Origin of the sequence: Marinitoga sp. 1135, assembly GCF_013363245.1 — a bacterium.
GTDB classification, from domain to species: Bacteria; Thermotogota; Thermotogae; order Petrotogales; family Petrotogaceae; genus Marinitoga; species Marinitoga piezophila.
The window spans coordinates 106,330-127,897 of record NZ_LBEZ01000009.1 but is presented as its reverse complement, the minus strand read 5'-3'; the positions used below and the strand labels follow the sequence as shown (position 1 = coordinate 127,897).

The window sequence follows — 21,568 nt, the reverse complement described above, 5'->3', positions numbered from 1 at the left end:
TTAGGGGATGAATTACTGTAAAACGCTATTTGATTAATCTTCAAGTTTCTTATAAACAAACCACCAATCGTATCCTTCGTAATTCTTCAATCTTTCTTCAGCTGTTTTTACATCAGCTGCTGGTGGAATAATAACTTTATCGCCTATTAATTCATTTTCTGGCCAATTTGCTGGCATTGCTGCTTTTGATTTATCTGAAATTTGTAAAGCTTTAACTGCTCTAATAATTTCGTCAAGATTTCTTCCTAATTCTGGTGGATAATAAATAATTGCTCTTACAATTCCGTTAGGATCAACAATGAAAACAGCTCTTACTGTGTGACTACCTACAGCATGAATTAATCCTAACTGTTCAGCTACAATTCCTCTGTCGTCTGCAATAACAGGATATTTAATTTCAACACCTAATTTTTCTTTAATCCAGTTAATCCAGCTAATGTGTGAGAATACCTGGTCAATACTTAATCCTATTAATTCTGTGTTTAATTTTTTGAATTCATCATATCTTTTTTGAAAACCTACAAATTCTGTTGTACATACTGGTGTGAAATCTGCAGGGTGACTGAATAATACAAACCATTTGCCTTTAAATGCTTCAGGTAATTTCATTACTCCGTGTGTTGTAACAACTTCTAATTCTGGAAACTTTTCTCCTATTAATGGTATATTTGCCATTTTAAACACCTCCGTGTTAGTTTTTTAATTTTGTAATGATTACATTTTTATTATACATTTATTTTTTAGATTTGTCAATGATTTCAGGTAAAAAAAAGAATACATCTAAGTAACTTAAAAATTACATAGATGTATTCGCGTTTTTGAGTAGCTATTTCCAATTTTTCTTTATTTCAAGAACTAATTTTTGTGCAGTTGGTGTTGCGGCAATTCCGCCATTTCCTGTTTCTCTTAAATCTTCATGCATCATCTTTCCTACCTTATACATTGCATCGACAACTTCATCAAATGGAATAACGCTTTCAATACCTGCTAATGCCATTTCTGCAGCAACAATAGCGACATTTGTAGCAGAGCCATTTCTTTTTACACATGGCACTTCAACAAATCCACCTACTGGATCACAAACAAGTCCCATTAATGATTTTAGAGCTAATGCTGCTGCATTGCCGCACTTTTCTGCATCTTTTGAAAAGTAATAAGTCAAAGCTGCTGATGCCATAGCTGCAGCGGTTCCAATTTCGGCCTGACAGCCACCGGCAGCACCGGAAATAGTGGCTTTTTTAGCGATGATACTGCCAATAGCTCCGGCAACTATAAAAGAGGATAACAGTTCATCCTCTGTGGCATTATAAACCTTTTTTAATGCATATAATGAGGCGGGAACTACACCACATGCACCAGCTGTTGGACAGGCTACAATTCTTCCCATTGCTGCATTATTTTCTGCTGTGGAAATTGCCGTAATAGTTGCGACATAATTAAATTCGCTTAGCATTTTTGGCGTGTGATTTAACAGTTTTGGAGCATTTTCGCCTGTTAATCCCGTTAAACTTTCGTGTTTTTTACCATAATTCTTTTCTGCTTCTGTAATCATCACCTGAACTATTTTTCTCATGTTATTTTTTAAATCAACAGGATCAATTCCAGTTTCAACCATTTCTTCTGTGAGAACAATTTCATCAAAAGGGATATTTGTTTCTTTCCACATTTCAAGTATTTGTTTAAATGTCATTCCTTATCACTTCCAATATAAAAGTATCTTAAAACACAATCGAGATTATTTAGTTTTTCAAGGTTTGAAGGAATTTCATCTAATTCCAGAATGGTTAAAGCCTTTCCTTCTATAATATTTGTTCGTTTTAAGTATAAATTAGCTATATTTACTTCCAGCACGCCCAAAATATTTTCAAGAGCTCCTTTTTTATCTTTATTTACAATGATTAATGTATTATAATCTCCTGTTAATTCACATTCAACGCCATTAATTTTTGTGATTAAAATTGCACCACCACCAATTGAGGCACCCTGGACTTCATTTACCTTTCCTTCTTTTTCCATTCTTATTAAAACGGTATTTGGATGAACATCTCCAAGGTCTGTTTTTACGAAAGAATAATTAAGATTTTCTTTTTTAGCGAGATTATAAGCATCTTTGATTCTGTAATCATATTCTCTTAATCCTAAAATTCCTGCGATTAAAGCTCTGTCTGTACCATGTCCTAAATATGTCTGGGCAAATGACCCGTGAAGATAAAAAATAACCTTATCTGGTTTTTCACCAAATAATTTGTGAGCAAATCTTGCTATTTTTAATGCACCAAGTGTATGTGAGCTGGAAGGGCCAACCATTACAGGTCCAACTACGTCAAGCATTCCCATGCTATCACCTCGATTAATAATATATAATAATTATATCATAAAAAATACCGCCATTTTTAAATGGCGGTATTTTTATTCTAATTTTATTTTAATCTCTATCTCCCATTAAACCTGCGAGCATTAGCATTCTTAATAATTGCAAAATTGCCATTGCTGCTGAAGCAACATATGTCATAGCTGCTGCACCAAGAACCTTTTTTACGTGAACAACTTCAGATGTTGGCATTCCCATCATAGGTAAAATCTTTATTGCTCTTGCACTTGCATTGAACTCTACAGGTAATGTAATTATTGTAAACAATACAGCAAATGAAAATAAAATTATACCAGTTTGAACTAATGCAGGACTTGAAAATAAAAATCCAATTATAAATATAATCCATGATAAGTTAGAACCAATAGAGGCAAATGGAACAGAATAATTTCTTAATACTAAAGGTAAATAATTTTCCTGATGTTGTATTGCGTGACCAACTTCGTGGGCTACAACTCCCAATGCTGCAACAGAACGACTTGAATATGTTGCAGAAGATAATCTTAGAACCTTGTTTCTTGGATCATAATGATCGGTTAAAAATCCAGAAACAGCTTCAACACGAACATCATATAATCCAAGGTTGTTTAACATTCTCGTTGCAAATTCAGCGCCAGTTTCTCCTGTTGAAGATATTACTCTCGAATATTTTGAAAAAGTACTTTGAACAGCCATTTGAGCTATAATAGATAAAATTAGTCCTGGCAATAAAATTATAAAAGTAGGATCAAGCCAAAATGGATAGAACATCTATAAACCACCTCCGTTATTTTTTCCAGATAATTTAGACATAAAAATCGCTAATATGTTCAATATATTATATCATAATATTTCTGTTGATAAAAATAATATTTTAGTATATAATAAAAATGAAAAGAGAGGTGAGAAAATGGAATTAACAGGATTTCAAGTCTGGAGTTATGGTACAATTGCAAGTTTAATTGCGGGAGCGGCAACTTCTCTGGGAGCATTGCCAATATTTTTTATGAAAAAAACGCTAACAGAAAAGCAGCTGGACATGGCTTTGGGGTTTGCTGCTGGTGTTATGCTTGCAGCTACTATGTTTTCCTTGATTGTTCCGGCTATAGAGTTTGGAGGTATTACAATAACAGTAATTGGAATTATTATAGGTGCAATAATTCTTGAATTAATGGATACATATGCTCCACATGAACACTTTTTAAAAGGTCATGAAGGTCCAAATCTTGCTGTGGTAAAAAAGGTATGGTTATTTGTAATTGCTATTACATTACATAATTTTCCGGAAGGAATGGCTGTTGGTGTGAGTTTTGGTGGTGGAACCACAGAGATGATAAAAAATGGTATTGTAGTTGCAACAGCCATTGGAATTCAGAATATTCCCGAAGGAACAGCAACAGCTGTTTCGTTTATAAAAGCAGGCTATACTAAGAAACAGGCATTCTGGTATTCAGCTTTTTCTGGCTTTGTAGAACCAATAGGTGGAATAATTGGAGCAACATTTATTGTTTTAATGAAACCAGCTTTACCGTTCTTTTTGGCATTGGCTGCAGGAGCTATGCTTTATGTTATTAGCGATGAAATTATTCCTGAAACACATGCTCACAATAATGAAAGAGCTGCAACCTTTTCTCTTATATTTGGATTTCTTGTAATGATGATTTTAGATAATGCTTTAGGATAAGAAAAGGAGATAAATATGGTGTATTTATGGACTGCAATAAGGATTATATTATTGGGATATGAGAGAATAGCAGGAAAGCAGATAACAACAGATGATGATGCGCTCATTTCTTCATGGGCGTTTTTCTTTTTTTCATTTTTATCCTTTTTTCCGTTTTTTTATAAATTAACAATAGATTCTATAATTGCTGCGCTGATAAGTGGAAGTATTTATGCAATTTCTTTTTATTTATACGTTTATGCATTGGCTAATGAGGACGCTTCTGTTATAGCGCCACTTTATAATATGAACGTTATTTTTTTAATAATTACAACATTTATATTTTTAGGAGAGCCAATAACTATTCAAAAGATTTTTGGAAGCTTATTTATGCTCTATGGTGTTTCTTATTTAAAAAAGGATGTAAATATGAAGGAATCCTATAAAAATCTGCTAAAGAGTAAAGGCGCTGTTGCCATGTTGATTTCTTCCATGCTTATGGCAATTGGAAGGACTTTTGATGGTTATTTTGCAAAAGGTATAGATTCTATGAGTTATTCTATAAGCATATATTTAATTGTTAGCACGTATTTTTTAATTTTTACATTGATAAAGTTTAAATCAATAAAACCGCATATTTCTATTGTGAAAAGAAAGATATTTCCACTTATAAACGGCGGAATTTCTAATGCATATTCTTATGTGGCATTGTTGAATATGTTTAGATATATTGATATAAGTATTGCAGAACCTGTTTCTATGTTGTCGGCGTTGGTTACAGCGATAATGGCGAGGTTTGTTTTTGGGGAGAGGATTGCTATTAGAATTGTTGGAACGGTATTTTTGATATTGGGAGCATTTATAATTTACCTTTGAAGTTTCTTTGTGTTGGAAAAAATAAAAGCTCTTTCATGCGACTTGAGTGCTAATCTTCGAAAATTGCTCGTTCTCAGGGGTCGTTGCAGACTCACATCCATGTTCGTCTTTTTTGTTGTTGATTGAGAAAAATAAAAACTCCCTCAAACGACTTGGTTGCTGATCCTCGAAAATCACTCATTCCCGGCTGTCGCTTAGATTCTGCATCCCTGCAGAAGCTGCGCTCAAAAAAACATCCTGTTTTTTTGACAGCCTCCATTCGTGATTTTCTCGGGCAACCTGCGAGTTTTCGTTCGTTTTTATTTTTCTCAATCATAATTGTTTCTCTTCGGGAATTTTCAAGCCTTCTCTCATATTATTATTTCTATTTTTTATATCTAATTTAAAATAAAAAAGAACTTTAATTTTTTTTCAATGATTTATAGTTTCGCTTCGTATCAAAACAGAACGATTTATTATAAAAATCGTTCTATATTAATACGATAAATAAAAATAATATCAAAAATAGTATTAAAATGATACGAATTGTGATATAATAAGTATTGGAAGAGAACGGAGGTGAGAAAATGGAAATAGAAGATGTTATTGAACAGCTTGAATTGAAAAAAGAAAGGCTTTTAAATGCATTGCCTGAAAAAAAAAGGTTGTATTTTCAAAAAATAGAAAAATATGATGATACAAGAGGGATGTTATTATATGGGCCGCGTGGTGTTGGAAAGACAACATATTTGCTTATGAAGGCTGCGGAAAATAATTTTTTTTATCTATCTGGTGATGATCCGAAAGTAGCGGCTATTCCATTGTTTGATCTTGGAGAAAAGGTTTTTCTGCAGGGATATAATGGAATAATAATAGATGAAGTGCATTATTTAAATAAATGGAGTATACATATAAAGGCATTGTATGATTCGTATCCTGATAAGAAAATATGGATAAGCGATAGTAGTTCTATTATTCTTAGAACAGGAATAGCTGACCTTTCAAGGAGATTTGTAAAGGTTAGAATACCGTTATTATCTTTTAGGGAGTATATACATTTTTTAACAAATAAAGAGATTATGGAGATTGAAAATCCATTTAATATTGAAAAAGACAGATTTATGAATCAAATAAGAGATATGGATATTTTAAAATTGTTTAAGGATTATGCTTCTTCTGGAACACGTCCGTTTTTTCTCGAAAATAATTATGTTGAAAAAATGGAAAATATTCTTGAAAAGACATTATATAGCGATATTCCTTTTTTCTTAAATACTATAAAAGAAAATCATTTAAAATTAATGAAAGCGATAATAGGATATTTAATATATTCTAAAATTCCTACAATAAATGTGGAAAGAATGGGAAAAGAATGGCAATTAAGCAAAAATAAACTGTATGAGTTGTTAAATGTGATGGAAGAGGCCGAATTAATAAATATAGTATTAAAGGAAAAGGATTTTAAAATAAATTCAAAAGGAGAAAAGATATTTCTGGCTGATCCTTCGTATTATTATATATATAATGGCGAAATTGGTAATTTCAGAGAAGCATTTACTGTTTTTGCTTTAAAAGAAAAAGGAAAAATATTTTCATCAAAGAATGAGCAGGACGGAGATTTTGTGTGGAATGGAATAAAAATAGAGGTTGGTGGGAAAAATAAAAAGATTAAAAATTCGGATTTTGTTATTCGTGATGATATAGATTTGCCATTAAAGAATAAGATACCTTTATGGTTATTGGGATTTTTATGGTAATTTTAGAATATTATAATAAAAATATCTTTTGAAAGCGAGGTGAAATTATTAAAAAGATAATATTATTTATTTTTGTAATTATAGGGATAATATCATACTCAAAAACCCTTCTTGTTTTAGGCGGTGGTGGTGCTGCTGGAGCGTATGAAATAGGTGTTTTAAGATATATTGTCGAAAAAAATATTAAAATAGATGGTGTATATGGCGTATCAGCTGGTGCTTTAAATGGAGCAGGATTTGTAATGGGAAGATTAGATGAAATAGAGGAACTATGGACTTCTATGAAAAAAGAGGATATATTTGATTTTGATCCATTTAACCATGCGCCAAATCTTAAACCATTTATTCTGGATCCAACACCGTTATATACATTTTTAAAGGGATATATATCAGAAGAAGAAATTCTCAAATCCCCTATAGACTATGGGATTTTAACCTTTAACCTTGATAAATTTAAGGTTGTTTTTTTAAAAAAAGAGGATATGAAAGAGCATATGGTGGATTATATCTTTGCAAGTGCAAGTTATCCGCTATTTGGAGCAATTGAAATTGATGGTAAAAAATATACAGATGGAGGCGTTTTTTCAAACGTATATCCGGCATTATTAGCAGAAAAATATGGATATGATAGAATGATAGCTGTATTTCCTGTTATTAATAGTCCGGCAGATTTGGTTTTTAAAATAATGCTTGATATGAAAAAATCTGAGAATATGGTTATTATAACACCTTCAGGAAATGTTCCCTCACCTATGAATTTTTCTCCTGAAGATGCAAAAAGATTGATAAAAATGGGATATATGGACGCAAAAAGAAATTTAAAAAATTGGTGAAATATTTTTGTTTTGATATATTAATTGATTTGTAATTTTTTGAAAATTATGTTATAATGAATATGGGGAGTAAATTAGTAAGTGATAAAAGAATTTTTTCACAACTAAAAACAGGGGGGACTTATATGGGTGAATTAGAAAAGTTACTTGAAAGAAAGAAATTTTTAGAATCAGAAAAAGAAGCTATTAAAAAGTATATGGGGCCTCATGAACATGATGAAAACCTTGATAAAAAATGGGAAGAAATCAACAAAGAATTAGAAGAAATTGAAAAGAAGATTGAAGAGTTAAAAAAGGCATGAGTTGAACTCATGCCTTTATTTTTTTCCTTTATAGAATCTTAACAAAAAATACTTCAAAGGATAAAATAAAATAGTAAAATAGAATGTAGTAAATGTTATAACAGGTGGTGTAAATAATGTTTTCTGAAAATATAGCTATAGGACGTTATGTGGAAAAAGAATCTTTGATGCATAGTCTTGATCCACGTTCAAAATTAATAGGTTTGTTTTTTCTTGCAGGATTTGCTTTTACCATAAATAGTTTTTATGATGTTGCAATAATGTCTTTTTATACCTTTCTTTTGATGCTACTATCTCGAATAGGTCTTAAAATGTATGGTAAATCCTTAAAATCAATGTGGATGCTTATTGTTTTTGCTTTTGTTATTCAACTTTTTAATTATGAAGGTAATGTGATTTATCAATTGTGGTTTATAAAAATTACAGATGTTGGTTTATCAAATGCGGCTATTATTACATTTAGATTATTTTTTGCCATAATGCTATCTTCTGTTTTGACCCTTACCACTTCTCCAACATCGCTGGCAAATGCAATGGAAGATGTTTTAATCTGGTTCAGGGTAAAAAAATCATTTGCACATGAATTATCCATGGTTATGACTATAGCAATTAGATTTATTCCGGTAATGGCAAGTGAAGCTGAAAGGATTTTTAAAGCTCAAATGAGCAGAGGTGCAGATTTTGATTCAAGGAAGTTTTCTGGAAGATTAAAAGGTATGGTGGCAATTATAATTCCATTGCTTGTATCTGCACTGAGAAGAGCTGATGAGTTGAGTATAGCTATGGAATCGAGATGTTATAATGGATGGGAAGGAAGAACACGATATAAACAGTTTAACTGGAAGTTTAAAGATACACTTTTTACATTATCATATATAACAATAGGAATTTTGGTAATTATTTTATAATTTTATAAAAATAGCCTCCTTTAAGTTTTAAAAGGAGGCTTAAATATTATTAATTTTAAGTGGTTAATATAAGCGTATAAATCTTAAATGGTTTATATATTAAAGGGAGGACTCCATTTTTAATTTTTAATTCTTTCTTTTTTTCTTCTAAAATATTTGCAAGATATACCTTTTTTATATTATGTGGAAAATAGAGTTCTGTTTTTCCCGACGAACCCATTACTTCTGCCAATCTTAAAACAAAAGTGTTTATATCTATTTTCTTTAAAGCATAAATTTTAAAGTTGCTATTTTTAATTTTTATAAAATTGTTATAAGATAAAGATCCTTTTATTTTTTTTAGAGGTTTATTAAAATTTTCAGATAATATTATAGTACTTTTTATATCATTAGATGGATATATTCCATATGAAAACTCATGTATTCCTTCATCAGCATAAAAATCAGGATAAGTTCCTGATTTTATGAGCGAAATACCAATTTCATTATTTTTTGCAGAATAACCATATTTTCCATTATTTATTATTGAAACTCCATTATCTATTTGCGAAATATTTATCCATCGTTGTGCCATAAATTCAAATCGAGCCTTTTCAAATTTTGTATTTTTATGTGTTGGACGTGTAATATAGCCATTGTCTATATCACATGTTAAATATCTGCTCAATATATTTGTTTGGAAAATAGCTTTTAATAATGTTCTTCGGTGATGCCAGTGTATTTTATTTTTTATTTCTATGAAATTTATATGTTTCCAGTGAATATAATATTGGATTATCTCTGTATTTTCAATTCTATATAATACTTTTATTACTTTTCTTATAGGACCATCTTCGATATTTTCAATTTTTTCTGCGTTTAATTTTATAGCTGATTTATGATAATTTGGATCTATATCCCAGTTTTCCCAATAGTAAGGAATGTCTTTGTACATATAAAGTATATTACCTTTTTCATTAAAAAGGTATTTTTCATTACTTTTATTATAAATATTTATTGTTCCATCATCAAAAATATCAATTCTTAAGGTTGTCTCGAAAAAAGTTTTATAACTTTCAATTTTTTGATTTTTTTCAACAGATAATTTTATTGAAGATAATGGATCAATTTTTTCATTAATATAATAGAGATATTTTCCATCAAAAGTTTTCTGTACAATATAATCTTTATTTTTAATCTTATATAGATTATCATCTTCAAACAGGATATATTGAGAAAATGAAGAAGGATTAAATATATAAATATCATTTTCCGAAGAAGTGTTTTTAAAGATATTATTTTTTATAGTTTCTAATGTTTCCAGTATATAGGAAAAATCATTTTCGGATTTTTTGTATACTTCATTTATTGCTGAACCGGGAAGTATATCGTGAAATTCGTTATAAAGGTGTATTTTCCAGAGATTATCTATCTCTTTCTGAAAATCATTATTTGTTAATGCATTGAAAATTTCTGTTTCTCTCAGTTTATCTTCACTTTTTTTATGAAGGATTTTTGTTCTTGATTGTGAAGTAAGAGTTCCTCTGTGAAGTTCGAGATATAATTCATCATCCCAGGTTTCCAGATTTTCAATATTTAAATTTTTTACAAATTCTTCGATCTTACTGTATGCAATTTCAGGAATTCCTGGAACGTCGTTTAATGCATAGTAGTTTTCACACATTTCTTCTGTTGGACCACCACCTCCATCACCATAACCAAAGGATAATAATATTGTATTATTTTTATCTTTTTCTCTAAAGTTTTTCCAGGTATTTATAATGGATTTAGCTGAAATCTTTCCATTATAACCTTCTTCCATATTTTTAAAATTGTAATATATAACTTCACTTCCATCAATCCCTCGCCATTTGCATAAATCATAAGGGAAGTTATTTGATTCATTCCAGTTTAATTTGGTTGTTATGAAATAATCTATACCGGCTTCTTTAAGAATTTGAGGTAAGGTCCATGAAAAACCAAATACATCTGGAAGCCAGCATACAGAGCTTTTTTTACCAAATTCAAGTTCAAAAAATTTTTGACCATAATAAAATTGTCTTATTAAAGATTCTACCGAAGGAATCATACAGTCTGATTCAACCCACATTCCTCCTATGGGTTCCCATTTATCTTTTTTTATAAGTTTTTTTATTTCATTATATAGTGAAGAATTCATTTCTTTTATATCTTTATACATAACTGCTGAAGATTGAGTGTAAATAAATTCTGGATATTTTTTTGCAAGGGTTACAGCGTTTGAGAAGGTTCTTAATATTTTTCTTTTTGTTTCTTCTATAGGCCATAACCATGCGTAATCAATATGTGCATGACCAATAAGGTTTACTTTTCCATTTTTGGGGAAATACAGTGATTTTATAGAATCTTTAAATTTTTTAAACTTATCCAGGAATTCATTTTTTAAGTTTGTATTATCCTTGGTACCAGTAAATGGAATAATTTCAGGTGGTTCCCATATATTCTTTATTTCATCAATAATGGCTTTATTGTCGTAAAGAGATTTTAGATATAATTGTGTATCACGAGGTACGTATATTGAAGACAAAAAATTATCTGTTAAATCTATTAATTTTTTAGCCAGATAGAAATCATCGGTTTCTTCAGCTATTTGAATTATGTTAAATACATATAATAAAGCTTTTTTAAAATTAATATCGTATTTTATAAGAAAAGATTCGTTGAATTCACTTGTTTCTTTTGTTCCAAATAGTCCCCGAGGAACTGTTTCTATTTTTATTTTATGTTTTTTTCCATCGGCAAACGGAGTCAGATCTATTTCTCTATGATATGGATTTATTTCTCCATGTGGTTTATTATCTATTAAAACAAGTGACTCCCCACCACACCATACCCGTAGATAGAAATTTTTTTCTGATATAGAAAAAAAATTTTCAAACGAGGCTATATTTCCTTTCCAGGTATAGGGAATTGTTATTTCTATATCATTATTTTTCCAACCTATATATTCTTTTCTTTCTATAATGCAATAAGGATAAAATTCAGAAAGTAATCGCTTTAAATGGCTTATTTCTTTATCTTTATCTCTATACATCTTCCGCCTCCTTGCAACCACAGGAATTTCTAATAATAAGTTCTGATTTTATTCTATGTATTTTATCTGTTTTTTCTCCTTTTATAAGATTTATTATAACTGATGCTGCCGTTTCGCCAATTAATATTAAATCTTGTTTTACAGTTGTAAGTTTTGGTGAAAGAATATGAGCAACATAATCATCATCATAACCTACAACCTTTATATCTTCAGGAATTTTAATTCCAAGTTTTAGAAGTGTCGAAATTCCACGTACAGCCATCATATCATTGCAGAAAAAAATAGTATCTGTATATTTTATATATTTTTTTAGTTGGGAGTAATCTCCATCTATTGAATGTAGTTTGAGAATTTCTGGTTCAAAGTTTAAACCTGCAGAAAGCCCCTTAAACCTTTCATTTACACTTGATATATACATATCTTCACTTATTACATATAATGCATTTTGAGTATTATGTATTTTTTTCATATGTTCACCTAATTTTTTCGCACCTGAATAATTATCATTTAAAATTACAGGAATATTATATCCGGTGTCAATATTTCTATCAACGAATACAACCGGGAAACCTTCTTTTAATAAATCTTTCAATATTTCATTCGCTAATGTTGTTGTAGCTGGTTCTATTATTAATCCATCAATATTCATAGAAAGTAATTGTTTTAATGCCTCACGTTCTTTTTCAAGAGTCGTAGGTCTTTCAATTACAAAACATTTGCTTCCAATTTTTGAGCAAAATTTTATAATACCATATATAATACTGGTATTTTGAACTACAATACCTATTTTTTTTCTTGAAACAATATTTATTTCTGTTACAAATGTCCCAACACCAGAAATTTTAGTTATTATTCCTTTTTTTTCCAGCTCACTTAGGGCTTTTCTAACTGTCATTCGTGTTGTGTTAAATTCTTCAGCTAGTTCATTTTCAGAGGGGATTTTATCTCCAGGGAGATATTTTCCTTTTAAAATAAGTGTTTCAAGGTAATTTGATATTTTCAAATAAAGTGGTATCATACTAAAAACTCCTCCATTAGTTTTCGAATTTTAACCAGTCGATTATTTCATTTATATATCCAAATGCCAAACAGATTACAGTATCAGCTGCTCCGTAATATATAGCGATTTTATTGTTATCTGTTAATGACGCAACAGGAAATACAACATTTGGTACATCTCCTATTAATTCATATTCCATTTGGGGTGAAAGTAAATATTTTTTTGAACGTTTTATTACTTTCCATGGTTTATAAAGATCTAAAAGCGCAACACCAAAACTATAAACATATCCATTGCAGGATAATAATACCCCATGATAAAATAATAACCAGCCTTCTTCTGTTTTTATTGGTACAGGTCCGGCGCCTATTTTCAATGATTGCCAGGGAGAATATCCGGATGACATTACATGTCTGTGTTTTCCCCAATGAATCATATCTGGACTTTCACTATAAAATATATCGCCGAAAGGTGTGTGTCCTGTATCAGATGGACGACTTAACATACAGTATTTTCCATTAATTTTTTCTGGGAATAATACACCATTTCTATTATATGGTAAAAAAGCATTTTCTATCTGAAAAAAATTTTTAAAATCATATGTATAACCAATACCAATTGTAGGACCATGATATCCATTACACCATGTAATCCAGTATCTGTCCTCTATATATGTAATTCTTGGATCATATTTATATTCACTTTTAATTTCATTATTTTCACATTTAAATATTATAGGAAAATCTTCTATTTTCCAATTTATCCCATCTTTACTATAGCCACATCGAATGTTCATGTTACGTTCAGTATCATCAACTCTAAAAACTCCTGCAAAACCATCTTTATATTTAATTACTGCGCTATTAAAAATACTATTTGAATTTTTTGCATCATGTCTTTTAATTATTGGATTTTTTGAATATCTCCACATAACAGAGTTACAATTTTTAGGACGTTCTTCCCAGGGTATCACTATTTTCACCTTCTTTTTTAAGATTTCATACCACTTAGTTTTATTCCTTCGATTAAATATTTTTGAGCGAGGAAAAAGAAAATTAAAGTAGGTATAAATGTTAAAGTTGCAGCTGCCATTGATTGATTCCAGTAACTTCCATATCTGCTCATAAACATTGGCATACCAAGAGCTAATGGAAATTTATCTTCACTTGTAATGTATATTAAAGGTCCCATATAATTATTCCAGCTACCAGTAAAAGTAAAAAGGGCTATTAATGCCAATACAGGTTTTGAAAGTGGGAGCATTATACTGAAAAATATTCTAAAGTCCCCTGCACCATCTATTTTGGCAGCTTCAATGATTTCATTTGGAATAGTATTAAAAAACTGTCGTATTAAAAAAACATTCATGGCTCCTCCACCAAGAAATGCAGGTACTATTAACGGATAAAATGTATCAAGCCAACCCAGATGTTTATAAATTAAAAAAACAGGAATCATTGTTACAGCTCCCGGTAGCATTACTGTACTCATCATAACTGCAAAAAAGAAACTACGTCCTTTCCAATTAATTTTTGAAAAACCATATGCAACAAATGGTGCAGTAAATACAACTCCTATAATATTACCTAATGTTATTAAAATACTATTTTTAAGATAGAGAAAAAATGGGAATTTTTCTATTGCTTTTATATAGTTTGACCATTCTATTTTTTGAGGAAAAATTCTTGGAGGAAATAAAAGTAATTCATTGTCAGGTTTAAGTGAGGTTCCTATCATCCATAAAAATGGTAAAATGTAAATAAATGAAATTAGAATTAATAATAATCTGCGTATAAGATATAATTTTTTTATTTTCATGACAATCACCTACTTTCCAAAGTAAAATACCCATCGTTTGGATGTAATAAAATAAATAATTGTTAATATAAGTGTTAATCCAAAAAGAATCCATGCAAGTGCAGAAGCATATCCCATATTTGTATATGTAAAGGCATGTTTATATATGTATATAGAAAGTGAAAGACTTGCATTTGCCGGCCCTCCACCTGTTAATAACATAGGCAAATCAAATATCTGAAGGGCGCCTATTGTGGATGTAATTAAATAATATAATATAGTAGGAGTTATTAAGGGTAGTGTTATTTTTCTAAACATTGTAAAACTTCCAGCACCATCAATTTTGGCGGATTCATAGAGTTCTTTGGGTATATCTTTTAATGCAGCTGAAAATATTAACATAGCACTTCCAACGCCCCATTGCGCGGCAATTATTATTGTAGGTTTTACCCATTTTTCACTACTTAACCATAAAGGACCTTCAATTCCTATTAAATCAAGAAGATTATTTACAAGTCCAAGATATGGTTGAAAAAACCAGGTTACAACTGCTGAAAAGGCAAATGCCGGAACAATAGATGGCATATAAATGGCCGCTCTGTAAAATGAAACCTCTTTTAAAGGTTTATTTAAAAGAAATGCCATCCCCAAGGCAACGATTAACCCCAGTGGTACTAATCCTATAGCATAAACTAAAGTATTTTTCAAACATTTCCAGAATATGGGATCTTTCATAATATTTATATAATTTTCAAAACCTATCCATTTCATATCTGTTGTTATACTAAAGCGTGTAAATGAATAAAAGAAAGAGGCTACAAAGGGAATTAAAGTAAAAACGATAAAACCTATTAACCATGGCGAAATAAATACAATCCCTTTAAGTAGTTCTTTTTTGGATTTTTTCATTTATAACCTCCTGAATATCCCCATGCAAATGCATGGGGATTTTTTTAAAATGATTCAAGACCATATACTTCAACTTCATAAATCCTTGCTGCTCTATCTCCTGTTTGAGTTGGAGTCTCAACAAGAAGTCTAAAATATCTTGTTTTAACAGGAGCAAATGCATGTTCTGAAATTCCTTTTATATTATTTCGAACAATTACAATATCTTTCCAATTTTTACCATCATCACTTATTTGCAATCTGAAATTCTTTGTATTCCAATCTGCGGTTTCATGACCACTTTCAGCGTGTTTTATAATGACTTTGTTTATAATGACTTCTTTTTCAAAGTCAATTACCAACCAATGAGGTAATTCGCCTACAGCACACCATTTACTATTATTTTCTACAGTTCCGTCGACAGCCATGGAAGGTTTTTCAGCAGGAACATTAGAACTTGCATATGTTTTTTTATTTAAAGCAAGATTTTTTATATCATTTGCCTTTTTTGTAACCACTATTAACGGGTTATATATTTTTACATCTTCACCTTCTGAATTAATAGCAACGAGAATTGCTGGATAAATTCCTTCTTTTTCATATTTTACTATAGGATTAAATTCGTGTGAAACAGAAGGTGTTGCACCTGGAAGGATCCATACAACCCTTTCTGTAACTTCTGAAGATTTGTTTTTAAAGGATACTTTTCCACCAGGAAATATTATTGTATTATCAACTTCAAATTCAGCTTTTGGTTTTGGATATGCTGGCCATTTAAAGGTAATTATACTTTTTTGACCTCGTGTTCCATAAAAAGTTATAGGAATAATTTCTAATGCGGTTATATTTTCTTTTCCGTAACGCTGTATATATGAAATATAAGTATATGGATTATATGTAACCCAGACGAATTCATGTTTTCCATCAGGCAATCTTCTATATATTTCATAATATTGAACATTTTCTATAGGTTCCCAATGTAATTTAAGAGTAGCATATAAACCATCTTTAAAGGTTATATCATCAATTATAATATTTTTAACCTTTGAAATAGTTGTTTTCTTTTCCGGAATAATTCCGATCATTCCAAGGTTAATTGTGTAAGAAGTATCTTTTTGACCAGTAATTAATAATGAGATATATTTTATATTTTTTCCTTTTTCAAGATTATAAGAGGTAACTTTCCAATCTTTATTAAGAATTAAAGGATATATTTTTTCCTTTCCACTTTTATACGTAAGCTTTATTCCTATGCTTACATCTCCTACTCCTTTAATTGCACTTTTTAAAACAGTAGAATAATTAATATTAAGATTAGTTAAATAAAGAGTAATTAAACTTTTTTCATTTTTCTTTAAATTGCCGGTAAACTTTAAAGATGAACCCCCGTAATATGCGGTAGAATAATCTATTGTGATTCTGGGTATTTTTCCTTCAACTTTCCATCTGTATGTTGGAAAAATATCCATCATACTTCTATTATTCCAATCAAATGGTGAAACTTTTGTACCATTTAAATAAAAACCATGACCATGTCCTGCATTAAAATAGGTTATAAAAGGTAATTGAGTAATAGGAGATTTTTCTATCACAAATTTTGCAGGAGATTGCCATTTATATTGTTCATAATCTTTATACCATTCTATTTCTTTAAATTTCTCTTTATTGTTAAATTGTAAAACTGGATGATCAGCAAGCCATAACATCTCTTCATTATTCCAGAATTTATTTATGTCCTTTGTGGAATAATATGCCCAACTAGGACAGTATAAACCCAATGAAACCTTTAACTTTCCATTATTATCAATAATTCTTGGCCAATTAGCGTATGTATAATATCCTTTAGCCTGTAAATCCATGCCAACATAAATATCATCTTTTTTCAGATTATATTTTTTCATTGTATTTAATGTGTTGGAAATTGTATTTTCTTTGCTTAATGATTGCCATCTAAAATCTATAAATATTGCATCTGAAATTTTTTTGTTATTGTTTTTTATAAATACAATATTTTTTTGATTTAATTCACCCTGCCAATTTATTTCTCCTGTATTATTCATAGCATCATACCATATGATTTTCATCCACGGAGCTTTTTCTTTTATATATTTTAAAAATCGTATCATTTTTTTTGCGTGTTCTTCATGACAACCTGCGGTTTCCTGATTAATAAACCACCCATCAAAACCATAATATTGAGTTATTTCTATTAATTTATCAGCTATTATGAATCTGTTATCTTTTTCCTTTAATAATTGGTCAACCCAATTTCGACGACCACCATATTTATTTGGAGGGAAGAATATAGTTCCGAGAATAGGAACCCCATTTTTATGAGCCACATCTATTATGTCTGCTGATGGTGGAACAATAATGCCTTCTCCTGCAGAACCAGCCCATGCAACCATGTAGTCTACATATTGCCACATTGAAAATGGATAAGTTTTAAATGAATTATTACTTCCCTGTGAGGGCATACCGCTGGTAGATGGATTTAATATTGATAGAGCCATTATTTTAATTTCTTTTGATGCATGTTTTGTTAAAGGTTCTCCATAAACTCTTTTTGCAAGAGGTATATGCGAAACATTATATACGGCATCTGGATCGTTTTGTGGTGACCAATCCACTATATCATTAGGATACCAATAAGATGATTCTGGTATATCAGCAAAAATATAAGAAATTAAGAGAAAAATAGATAATATAGTAATAATTTTTTTCATTTATTTCCCCCCTATTTTTCCATTATAAGATCATATTCTTTTTGAACTTCATTTTGAGCATCTAATAAGGCCTGTTCCACGCTTTTTCTTCCGGTGAGTATATAATCTCTTGCTTCTACAAGTTTATCCCACAATAATGCACCAACAGGAAGAGGTGGTCTTGTTTTGGCGTTTTTTAAGAGTTCTACAAAAACTTTTTGAGAGGGATCTTTCTCTAAGAATTTATTTATTGCGGGTTTATATGTTGGTAAGTGAAGTGTATCTACAGCATACTGAATCTGTCCTTTAGTTGCTATGAAATATGCAAGTTTTGCAGCAGCTTCTTTATGCTTAGCACCTCGTGGAATTGCCAAACTCCATCCTCCGGCCCAGGTTACCGGTTTTCCACTTTTTGTAGGGATACCACCGATTTTATATTTGAAATCTTTTGGAGCAAATAACCTTAATCCTGAGATAGTCCAATTTCCATCAACAACCATGGCTAATTTTCCAGCGGTAAAAGGGTTTAAATCACCTATTTGTAAAGAACCAAAAGCATTTAAGGCTTCATAACCAAATCTATCTGCCCATTCTTTTTGCCATTTGTACGCTTCTATTACTCCAGGATCTGTAGCAAATATAAATTTTTCAGTTTTTTTATCGAAAATTTTTCCTTCAAATGCAAATATCCACGTGTAAGGCCATCCCTGAGCATACCATGGAATAAATCCAACAGTTATATATTTTCCCCTTCTCCCTTCCACTGTTAATCTATCAGCAATATCTATCATATCGTATATGTTATTTGGTGGATCATCAAATCCAGCTTTTTTAAGTAATTCTTCATTATATAATAATATTCTTACATCAGTATCAAATGGAAGAGCCCACATTTTATTTTTAAACATACATTCTTCAATAGCAAAATCATAAAAATCTTTTTTCATTTTTTCAATGTTAATTCCTGCTTTTTTAAGATAATCTTCCATAGGTTCTAAAACATTTTTTGCAGCTCTTTGCGATACAGTAAATCTATCAATATATACAAGATCAGGTCCTGTACCGGCTGCAACAGCAGTTAGTAATTTTGTAGAATCCGTTTCGGCAGCAGGAACAATAACAACTTTTACCTTAATATCAGGATTTTCTTTTTCAAAATCCTTTATAATTTTGTCCATACTACTTTTATCAGGATCACGTGCCATACCATGCCAGAATACTACTTCAGTTTTTGCATAAAGTAATACAAATGTTAATAAAATCACGAGTAAAAAGAAAAATCTCTTCATTAACACACCCCCTATAAAATGAATTTTTACATATTAATTTTAATATATTTATAGATTTTTTAAAAATCCGGTTATATCTGAATGCGGCTGATTATACCTGTATATACAGGTATATATAAGAAAAAATAAAAAAATTGCAATTAAAAAAATAAAAAAAGAAGGGTTCTCCATTTGGAGAACCCTTTATTATTAATATTATTAAGCTTTAAGGTCTTTAGGATCTGTACTCTTACCGTAGAATTTAAGGATAGCCCAGATACCGGCAACACCAAGGATTAATGAAAGCCATACAGGCATTCCAAGTCCAACTGGTATGTATCCAACTACTGCTGCAAGACCTGCTGCTGTTAATGCATATGGTAACTGTGTTTTAACGTGATCTATATGGTCAGCTGATGATGCCATTGAGGACATAATTGTTGTATCTGAAATAGGTGAACAGTGGTCTCCAAATGTTGAACCTGTTAATACAGCACCAAGTGTTGCATATACTAATGTTGAAGGTTCTCCGCCTGTATATGCTGCTGCAAGAGGTACTGCTAAAGGTAACATAATAGCCATTGTTCCCCAAGATGTTCCTGTTGCAAATGCAACTATTGCAGAAATTACAAATACCAATACTGGAATTGTCCATGATGGTAATGAGCTTGAAATTACCTGAACTAAGTATTCAGCTGTTCCTAAGTCAGAAGCTATTGATCCAATTGACCATGCGAGTATAAGGATTATTGTTGTTATTACCAATGATTTTGCTCCTTCTACCCATGCTTCTAAAGCTTCTTTTAATGTCATTATATTTTGAGAAATAGCCATTACTACTGCAACGATACTTGCTAATGCAGAAGCCCAGATTAATGCAGCTGATGCGTCAGCATTACCAAATGCATCCCTTATTCCATCCCATGTAAATGGTTGTTCTAATCCTCCACCTGAATACCATAATCCGATAAATGCAAAAATAACAAGTGTTAAAATAGGTACTAAAGCATTGGAAACTCTTAAAGGAATGTTTTTGCTTTCAAGATCTTTTTCAAAATCTGTTGAAAGCATTGGTTCTGCTCCGTCTGCCAATACTTTTCCTGTTAATCTTGCTCTTTTTTCTGCTTCATACATTGGTCCAAAATCTCTCATCATTGCACCAACCATGAATACCATTACAAGAGCAAATATACCATACATTCTGTAAGGAATTGATTGGAAGAATACTGAATATGGATTAACTTCTACGCCTAATGATTTAAATGCGTCTCCTATTAATCCCAATTCATAACCTATCCATGTTGATATTGCAGCCATTGTTGCTACTGGTGCTGCTGTTGAGTCAACAATATATGATAATTTTTCCCTTGAAACTCTTAATTTATCTGTTAAAGGTCTCATTGTAGGTCCAACTATCAATGTATTTGCATAATCGTCAAAGAATACTACAACACCCATTAATGCTGTTGCAAGCTGTGCACTTCTTGCTGTTTGAGCTTTTTTAGCAAGTGCATTTGCTATAGCTCTTGTTCCGCCCATTTTTGCTATAACGCCAACCATACCACCAATTGTAAGTGTAAATACAATAATACCTGCATGCCAGCTGTCTGCTAATGCATTTACAGGATACTCAAATGTTTTTGTATAACTTTCTATGAGTTTCATAAAGAATCCTGAGTTAGATGTTGCAAAAACACTAATAAGAGCTCCCGAAAATACTCCCAACAATAATGATAAAATAACTTCTTTTGTCACAAATGCCAAAACAATGGCTAATAGAGGTGGAATAATTGACCAGAAACCATAATTTACAGCTTCTGCATCTCCCCCTGCTGCAAAGGCCATGGTAGCTAACATTATAAATGCTGCCATGATAAATAACGCTACCAACCGTCTTTTCCTCATAACTCTACCTCCCCTTAATAGATTTTTAATTATTATAACACATTTTAGACATTATTGTCAAAATTCTTTAATCTATATTACACATTATTATTATTAATAAATGAAAGATATTTGACTATAATTGTATTTTATTTTTTCTGCTAAGTAATAAATGCTTGCATTCCTTGATTTACTGCTATTTTTAATAATATTAATATTATGGTGAATCATCTTTCGGTTTATTAGCTAATTCTAGAAACAAGTCTAATAAAGTGAAATATTTCTTTATAAGTTATTTTTAGTGAA

The 21,568-nt window shown here is 30.6% G+C and carries 18 protein-coding genes; 6 read left to right on the top strand and 12 right to left on the bottom strand.

Features of this window, described 5'->3' with window-relative positions:
* Positions 1–33: 33 nt before the first annotated feature.
* The 4 genes from XO10_RS05700 to XO10_RS05685 form a co-directional block, all read right to left on the bottom strand.
* The gene (locus tag XO10_RS05700; protein ID WP_014296612.1) at positions 34–675 is read right to left on the bottom strand and encodes a peroxiredoxin; all 642 of its coding nucleotides are present in this window, start codon (positions 673–675) and stop codon (positions 34–36) included.
* A 151-nt stretch (positions 676–826) separates the two neighbouring features.
* A complete protein-coding gene (gene sdaAA / locus XO10_RS05695; protein ID WP_014296611.1) occupies positions 827–1,690 on the bottom strand; it encodes an L-serine ammonia-lyase, iron-sulfur-dependent, subunit alpha in 864 nt (287 codons plus the stop codon).
* The gene (sdaAB, locus tag XO10_RS05690; protein WP_014296610.1) at positions 1,687–2,337 is read right to left on the bottom strand and encodes an L-serine ammonia-lyase, iron-sulfur-dependent subunit beta; all 651 of its coding nucleotides are present in this window, start codon (positions 2,335–2,337) and stop codon (positions 1,687–1,689) included. The genes sdaAA and sdaAB overlap by 4 nt, the downstream gene beginning before the upstream one ends.
* Positions 2,338–2,425: 88 nt before the next feature.
* Positions 2,426–3,121, bottom strand: coding sequence for a zinc metallopeptidase (locus XO10_RS05685; protein ID WP_014296609.1), 696 nt, complete (start codon positions 3,119–3,121; stop codon positions 2,426–2,428).
* A gap of 139 nt (positions 3,122–3,260) precedes the next feature.
* Between XO10_RS05685 and XO10_RS05680 the strand changes: the two genes are divergently transcribed.
* The 6 genes from XO10_RS05680 (at position 3,261) to XO10_RS05655 (ending at position 8,668) form a co-directional block, all read left to right on the top strand.
* Positions 3,261–4,034, top strand: a complete 774-nt coding sequence (locus XO10_RS05680) for a ZIP family metal transporter (RefSeq protein WP_014296608.1) — start codon at positions 3,261–3,263, stop codon at positions 4,032–4,034.
* 15 nt (positions 4,035–4,049) lie between these two features.
* Positions 4,050–4,889: an EamA family transporter gene (locus XO10_RS05675; protein ID WP_075780512.1), complete on the top strand. Its 840-nt coding sequence runs from the start codon at positions 4,050–4,052 to the stop codon at positions 4,887–4,889.
* A 566-nt stretch (positions 4,890–5,455) separates the two neighbouring features.
* The gene (locus tag XO10_RS05670) at positions 5,456–6,625 is read left to right on the top strand and encodes an ATP-binding protein (RefSeq protein WP_075780510.1); all 1,170 of its coding nucleotides are present in this window, start codon (positions 5,456–5,458) and stop codon (positions 6,623–6,625) included.
* Between the two features lie 44 nt (positions 6,626–6,669).
* On the top strand, positions 6,670–7,458 hold the full coding sequence (locus XO10_RS05665; protein WP_083635662.1) for a patatin-like phospholipase family protein: 789 nt from the start codon (positions 6,670–6,672) through the stop codon (positions 7,456–7,458).
* Positions 7,459–7,583: 125 nt separating this feature from the next.
* Complete coding sequence (locus tag XO10_RS05660) at positions 7,584–7,760, top strand: hypothetical protein (RefSeq protein WP_014296604.1); 177 nt, start codon at positions 7,584–7,586, stop codon at positions 7,758–7,760.
* 116 nt (positions 7,761–7,876) lie between these two features.
* Entirely contained in the window at positions 7,877–8,668 is a 792-nt protein-coding gene (locus tag XO10_RS05655) for an energy-coupling factor transporter transmembrane protein EcfT (RefSeq protein WP_075780509.1), read from the top strand.
* Between the two features lie 55 nt (positions 8,669–8,723).
* On the opposite strand, the gene XO10_RS05650 is transcribed toward XO10_RS05655, so the two are convergent.
* The 8 genes from XO10_RS05650 to XO10_RS05615 all read right to left on the bottom strand — a co-directional run bounded on the left by XO10_RS05650 (position 8,724) and on the right by XO10_RS05615 (position 21,283).
* Positions 8,724–11,720: a glycoside hydrolase family 38 C-terminal domain-containing protein gene (locus XO10_RS05650; RefSeq protein WP_075780508.1), complete on the bottom strand. Its 2,997-nt coding sequence runs from the start codon at positions 11,718–11,720 to the stop codon at positions 8,724–8,726.
* On the bottom strand, positions 11,713–12,738 hold the full coding sequence (locus tag XO10_RS05645; protein ID WP_075780507.1) for a GntR family transcriptional regulator: 1,026 nt from the start codon (positions 12,736–12,738) through the stop codon (positions 11,713–11,715). Before XO10_RS05645 ends, XO10_RS05650 begins: the two co-directional genes overlap by 8 nt.
* 16 nt (positions 12,739–12,754) lie before the next feature.
* Positions 12,755–13,693 (bottom strand): glycoside hydrolase family 130 protein, encoded by a 939-nt coding sequence (locus XO10_RS05640; protein WP_083635661.1) that lies wholly within the window; start codon positions 13,691–13,693, stop codon positions 12,755–12,757.
* Positions 13,694–13,710: 17 nt separating this feature from the next.
* Positions 13,711–14,538, bottom strand: coding sequence for a carbohydrate ABC transporter permease (locus tag XO10_RS05635; protein ID WP_075780505.1), 828 nt, complete (start codon positions 14,536–14,538; stop codon positions 13,711–13,713).
* 9 nt (positions 14,539–14,547) lie between these two features.
* Complete coding sequence (locus XO10_RS05630; RefSeq protein ID WP_075780504.1) at positions 14,548–15,426, bottom strand: carbohydrate ABC transporter permease; 879 nt, start codon at positions 15,424–15,426, stop codon at positions 14,548–14,550.
* 44 nt (positions 15,427–15,470) lie between these two features.
* Positions 15,471–18,131 carry a discoidin domain-containing protein gene (locus tag XO10_RS05625; protein ID WP_075780503.1) on the bottom strand — a complete coding sequence of 887 codons (2,661 nt, stop codon included), beginning with the start codon at positions 18,129–18,131 and terminating at the stop codon, positions 15,471–15,473.
* Between the two features lie 11 nt (positions 18,132–18,142).
* Positions 18,143–19,399 (bottom strand): ABC transporter substrate-binding protein, encoded by a 1,257-nt coding sequence (locus tag XO10_RS05620; RefSeq protein WP_075780502.1) that lies wholly within the window; start codon positions 19,397–19,399, stop codon positions 18,143–18,145.
* A gap of 198 nt (positions 19,400–19,597) precedes the next feature.
* Entirely contained in the window at positions 19,598–21,283 is a 1,686-nt protein-coding gene (locus XO10_RS05615) for a Na+/H+ antiporter NhaC family protein (protein ID WP_014296602.1), read from the bottom strand.
* Positions 21,284–21,568: the final 285 nt, after the last annotated feature.

What these genes read in the sequence shown, in the direction of transcription:
- XO10_RS05700 (WP_014296612.1), bottom strand. Translation starts at nt 675, where the DNA reads ATGGCAAATATACCATTAATAGGAGAAAAGTTTCCAGAATTAGAAGTT.
- sdaAA (WP_014296611.1), bottom strand. Translation starts at nt 1,690, where the DNA reads ATGACATTTAAACAAATACTTGAAATGTGGAAAGAAACAAATATCCCT.
- sdaAB (WP_014296610.1), bottom strand. Translation starts at nt 2,337, where the DNA reads ATGGGAATGCTTGACGTAGTTGGACCTGTAATGGTTGGCCCTTCCAGC.
- XO10_RS05685 (WP_014296609.1), bottom strand. Translation starts at nt 3,121, where the DNA reads ATGTTCTATCCATTTTGGCTTGATCCTACTTTTATAATTTTATTGCCA.
- XO10_RS05680 (WP_014296608.1), top strand. Translation starts at nt 3,261, where the DNA reads ATGGAATTAACAGGATTTCAAGTCTGGAGTTATGGTACAATTGCAAGT.
- XO10_RS05675 (WP_075780512.1), top strand. Translation starts at nt 4,050, where the DNA reads ATGGTGTATTTATGGACTGCAATAAGGATTATATTATTGGGATATGAG.
- XO10_RS05670 (WP_075780510.1), top strand. Translation starts at nt 5,456, where the DNA reads ATGGAAATAGAAGATGTTATTGAACAGCTTGAATTGAAAAAAGAAAGG.
- XO10_RS05660 (WP_014296604.1), top strand. Translation starts at nt 7,584, where the DNA reads ATGGGTGAATTAGAAAAGTTACTTGAAAGAAAGAAATTTTTAGAATCA.
- XO10_RS05655 (WP_075780509.1), top strand. Translation starts at nt 7,877, where the DNA reads ATGTTTTCTGAAAATATAGCTATAGGACGTTATGTGGAAAAAGAATCT.
- XO10_RS05650 (WP_075780508.1), bottom strand. Translation starts at nt 11,720, where the DNA reads ATGTATAGAGATAAAGATAAAGAAATAAGCCATTTAAAGCGATTACTT.
- XO10_RS05645 (WP_075780507.1), bottom strand. Translation starts at nt 12,738, where the DNA reads ATGATACCACTTTATTTGAAAATATCAAATTACCTTGAAACACTTATT.
- XO10_RS05635 (WP_075780505.1), bottom strand. Translation starts at nt 14,538, where the DNA reads ATGAAAATAAAAAAATTATATCTTATACGCAGATTATTATTAATTCTA.
- XO10_RS05630 (WP_075780504.1), bottom strand. Translation starts at nt 15,426, where the DNA reads ATGAAAAAATCCAAAAAAGAACTACTTAAAGGGATTGTATTTATTTCG.
- XO10_RS05625 (WP_075780503.1), bottom strand. Translation starts at nt 18,131, where the DNA reads ATGAAAAAAATTATTACTATATTATCTATTTTTCTCTTAATTTCTTAT.
- XO10_RS05620 (WP_075780502.1), bottom strand. Translation starts at nt 19,399, where the DNA reads ATGAAGAGATTTTTCTTTTTACTCGTGATTTTATTAACATTTGTATTA.
- XO10_RS05615 (WP_014296602.1), bottom strand. Translation starts at nt 21,283, where the DNA reads ATGAGGAAAAGACGGTTGGTAGCGTTATTTATCATGGCAGCATTTATA.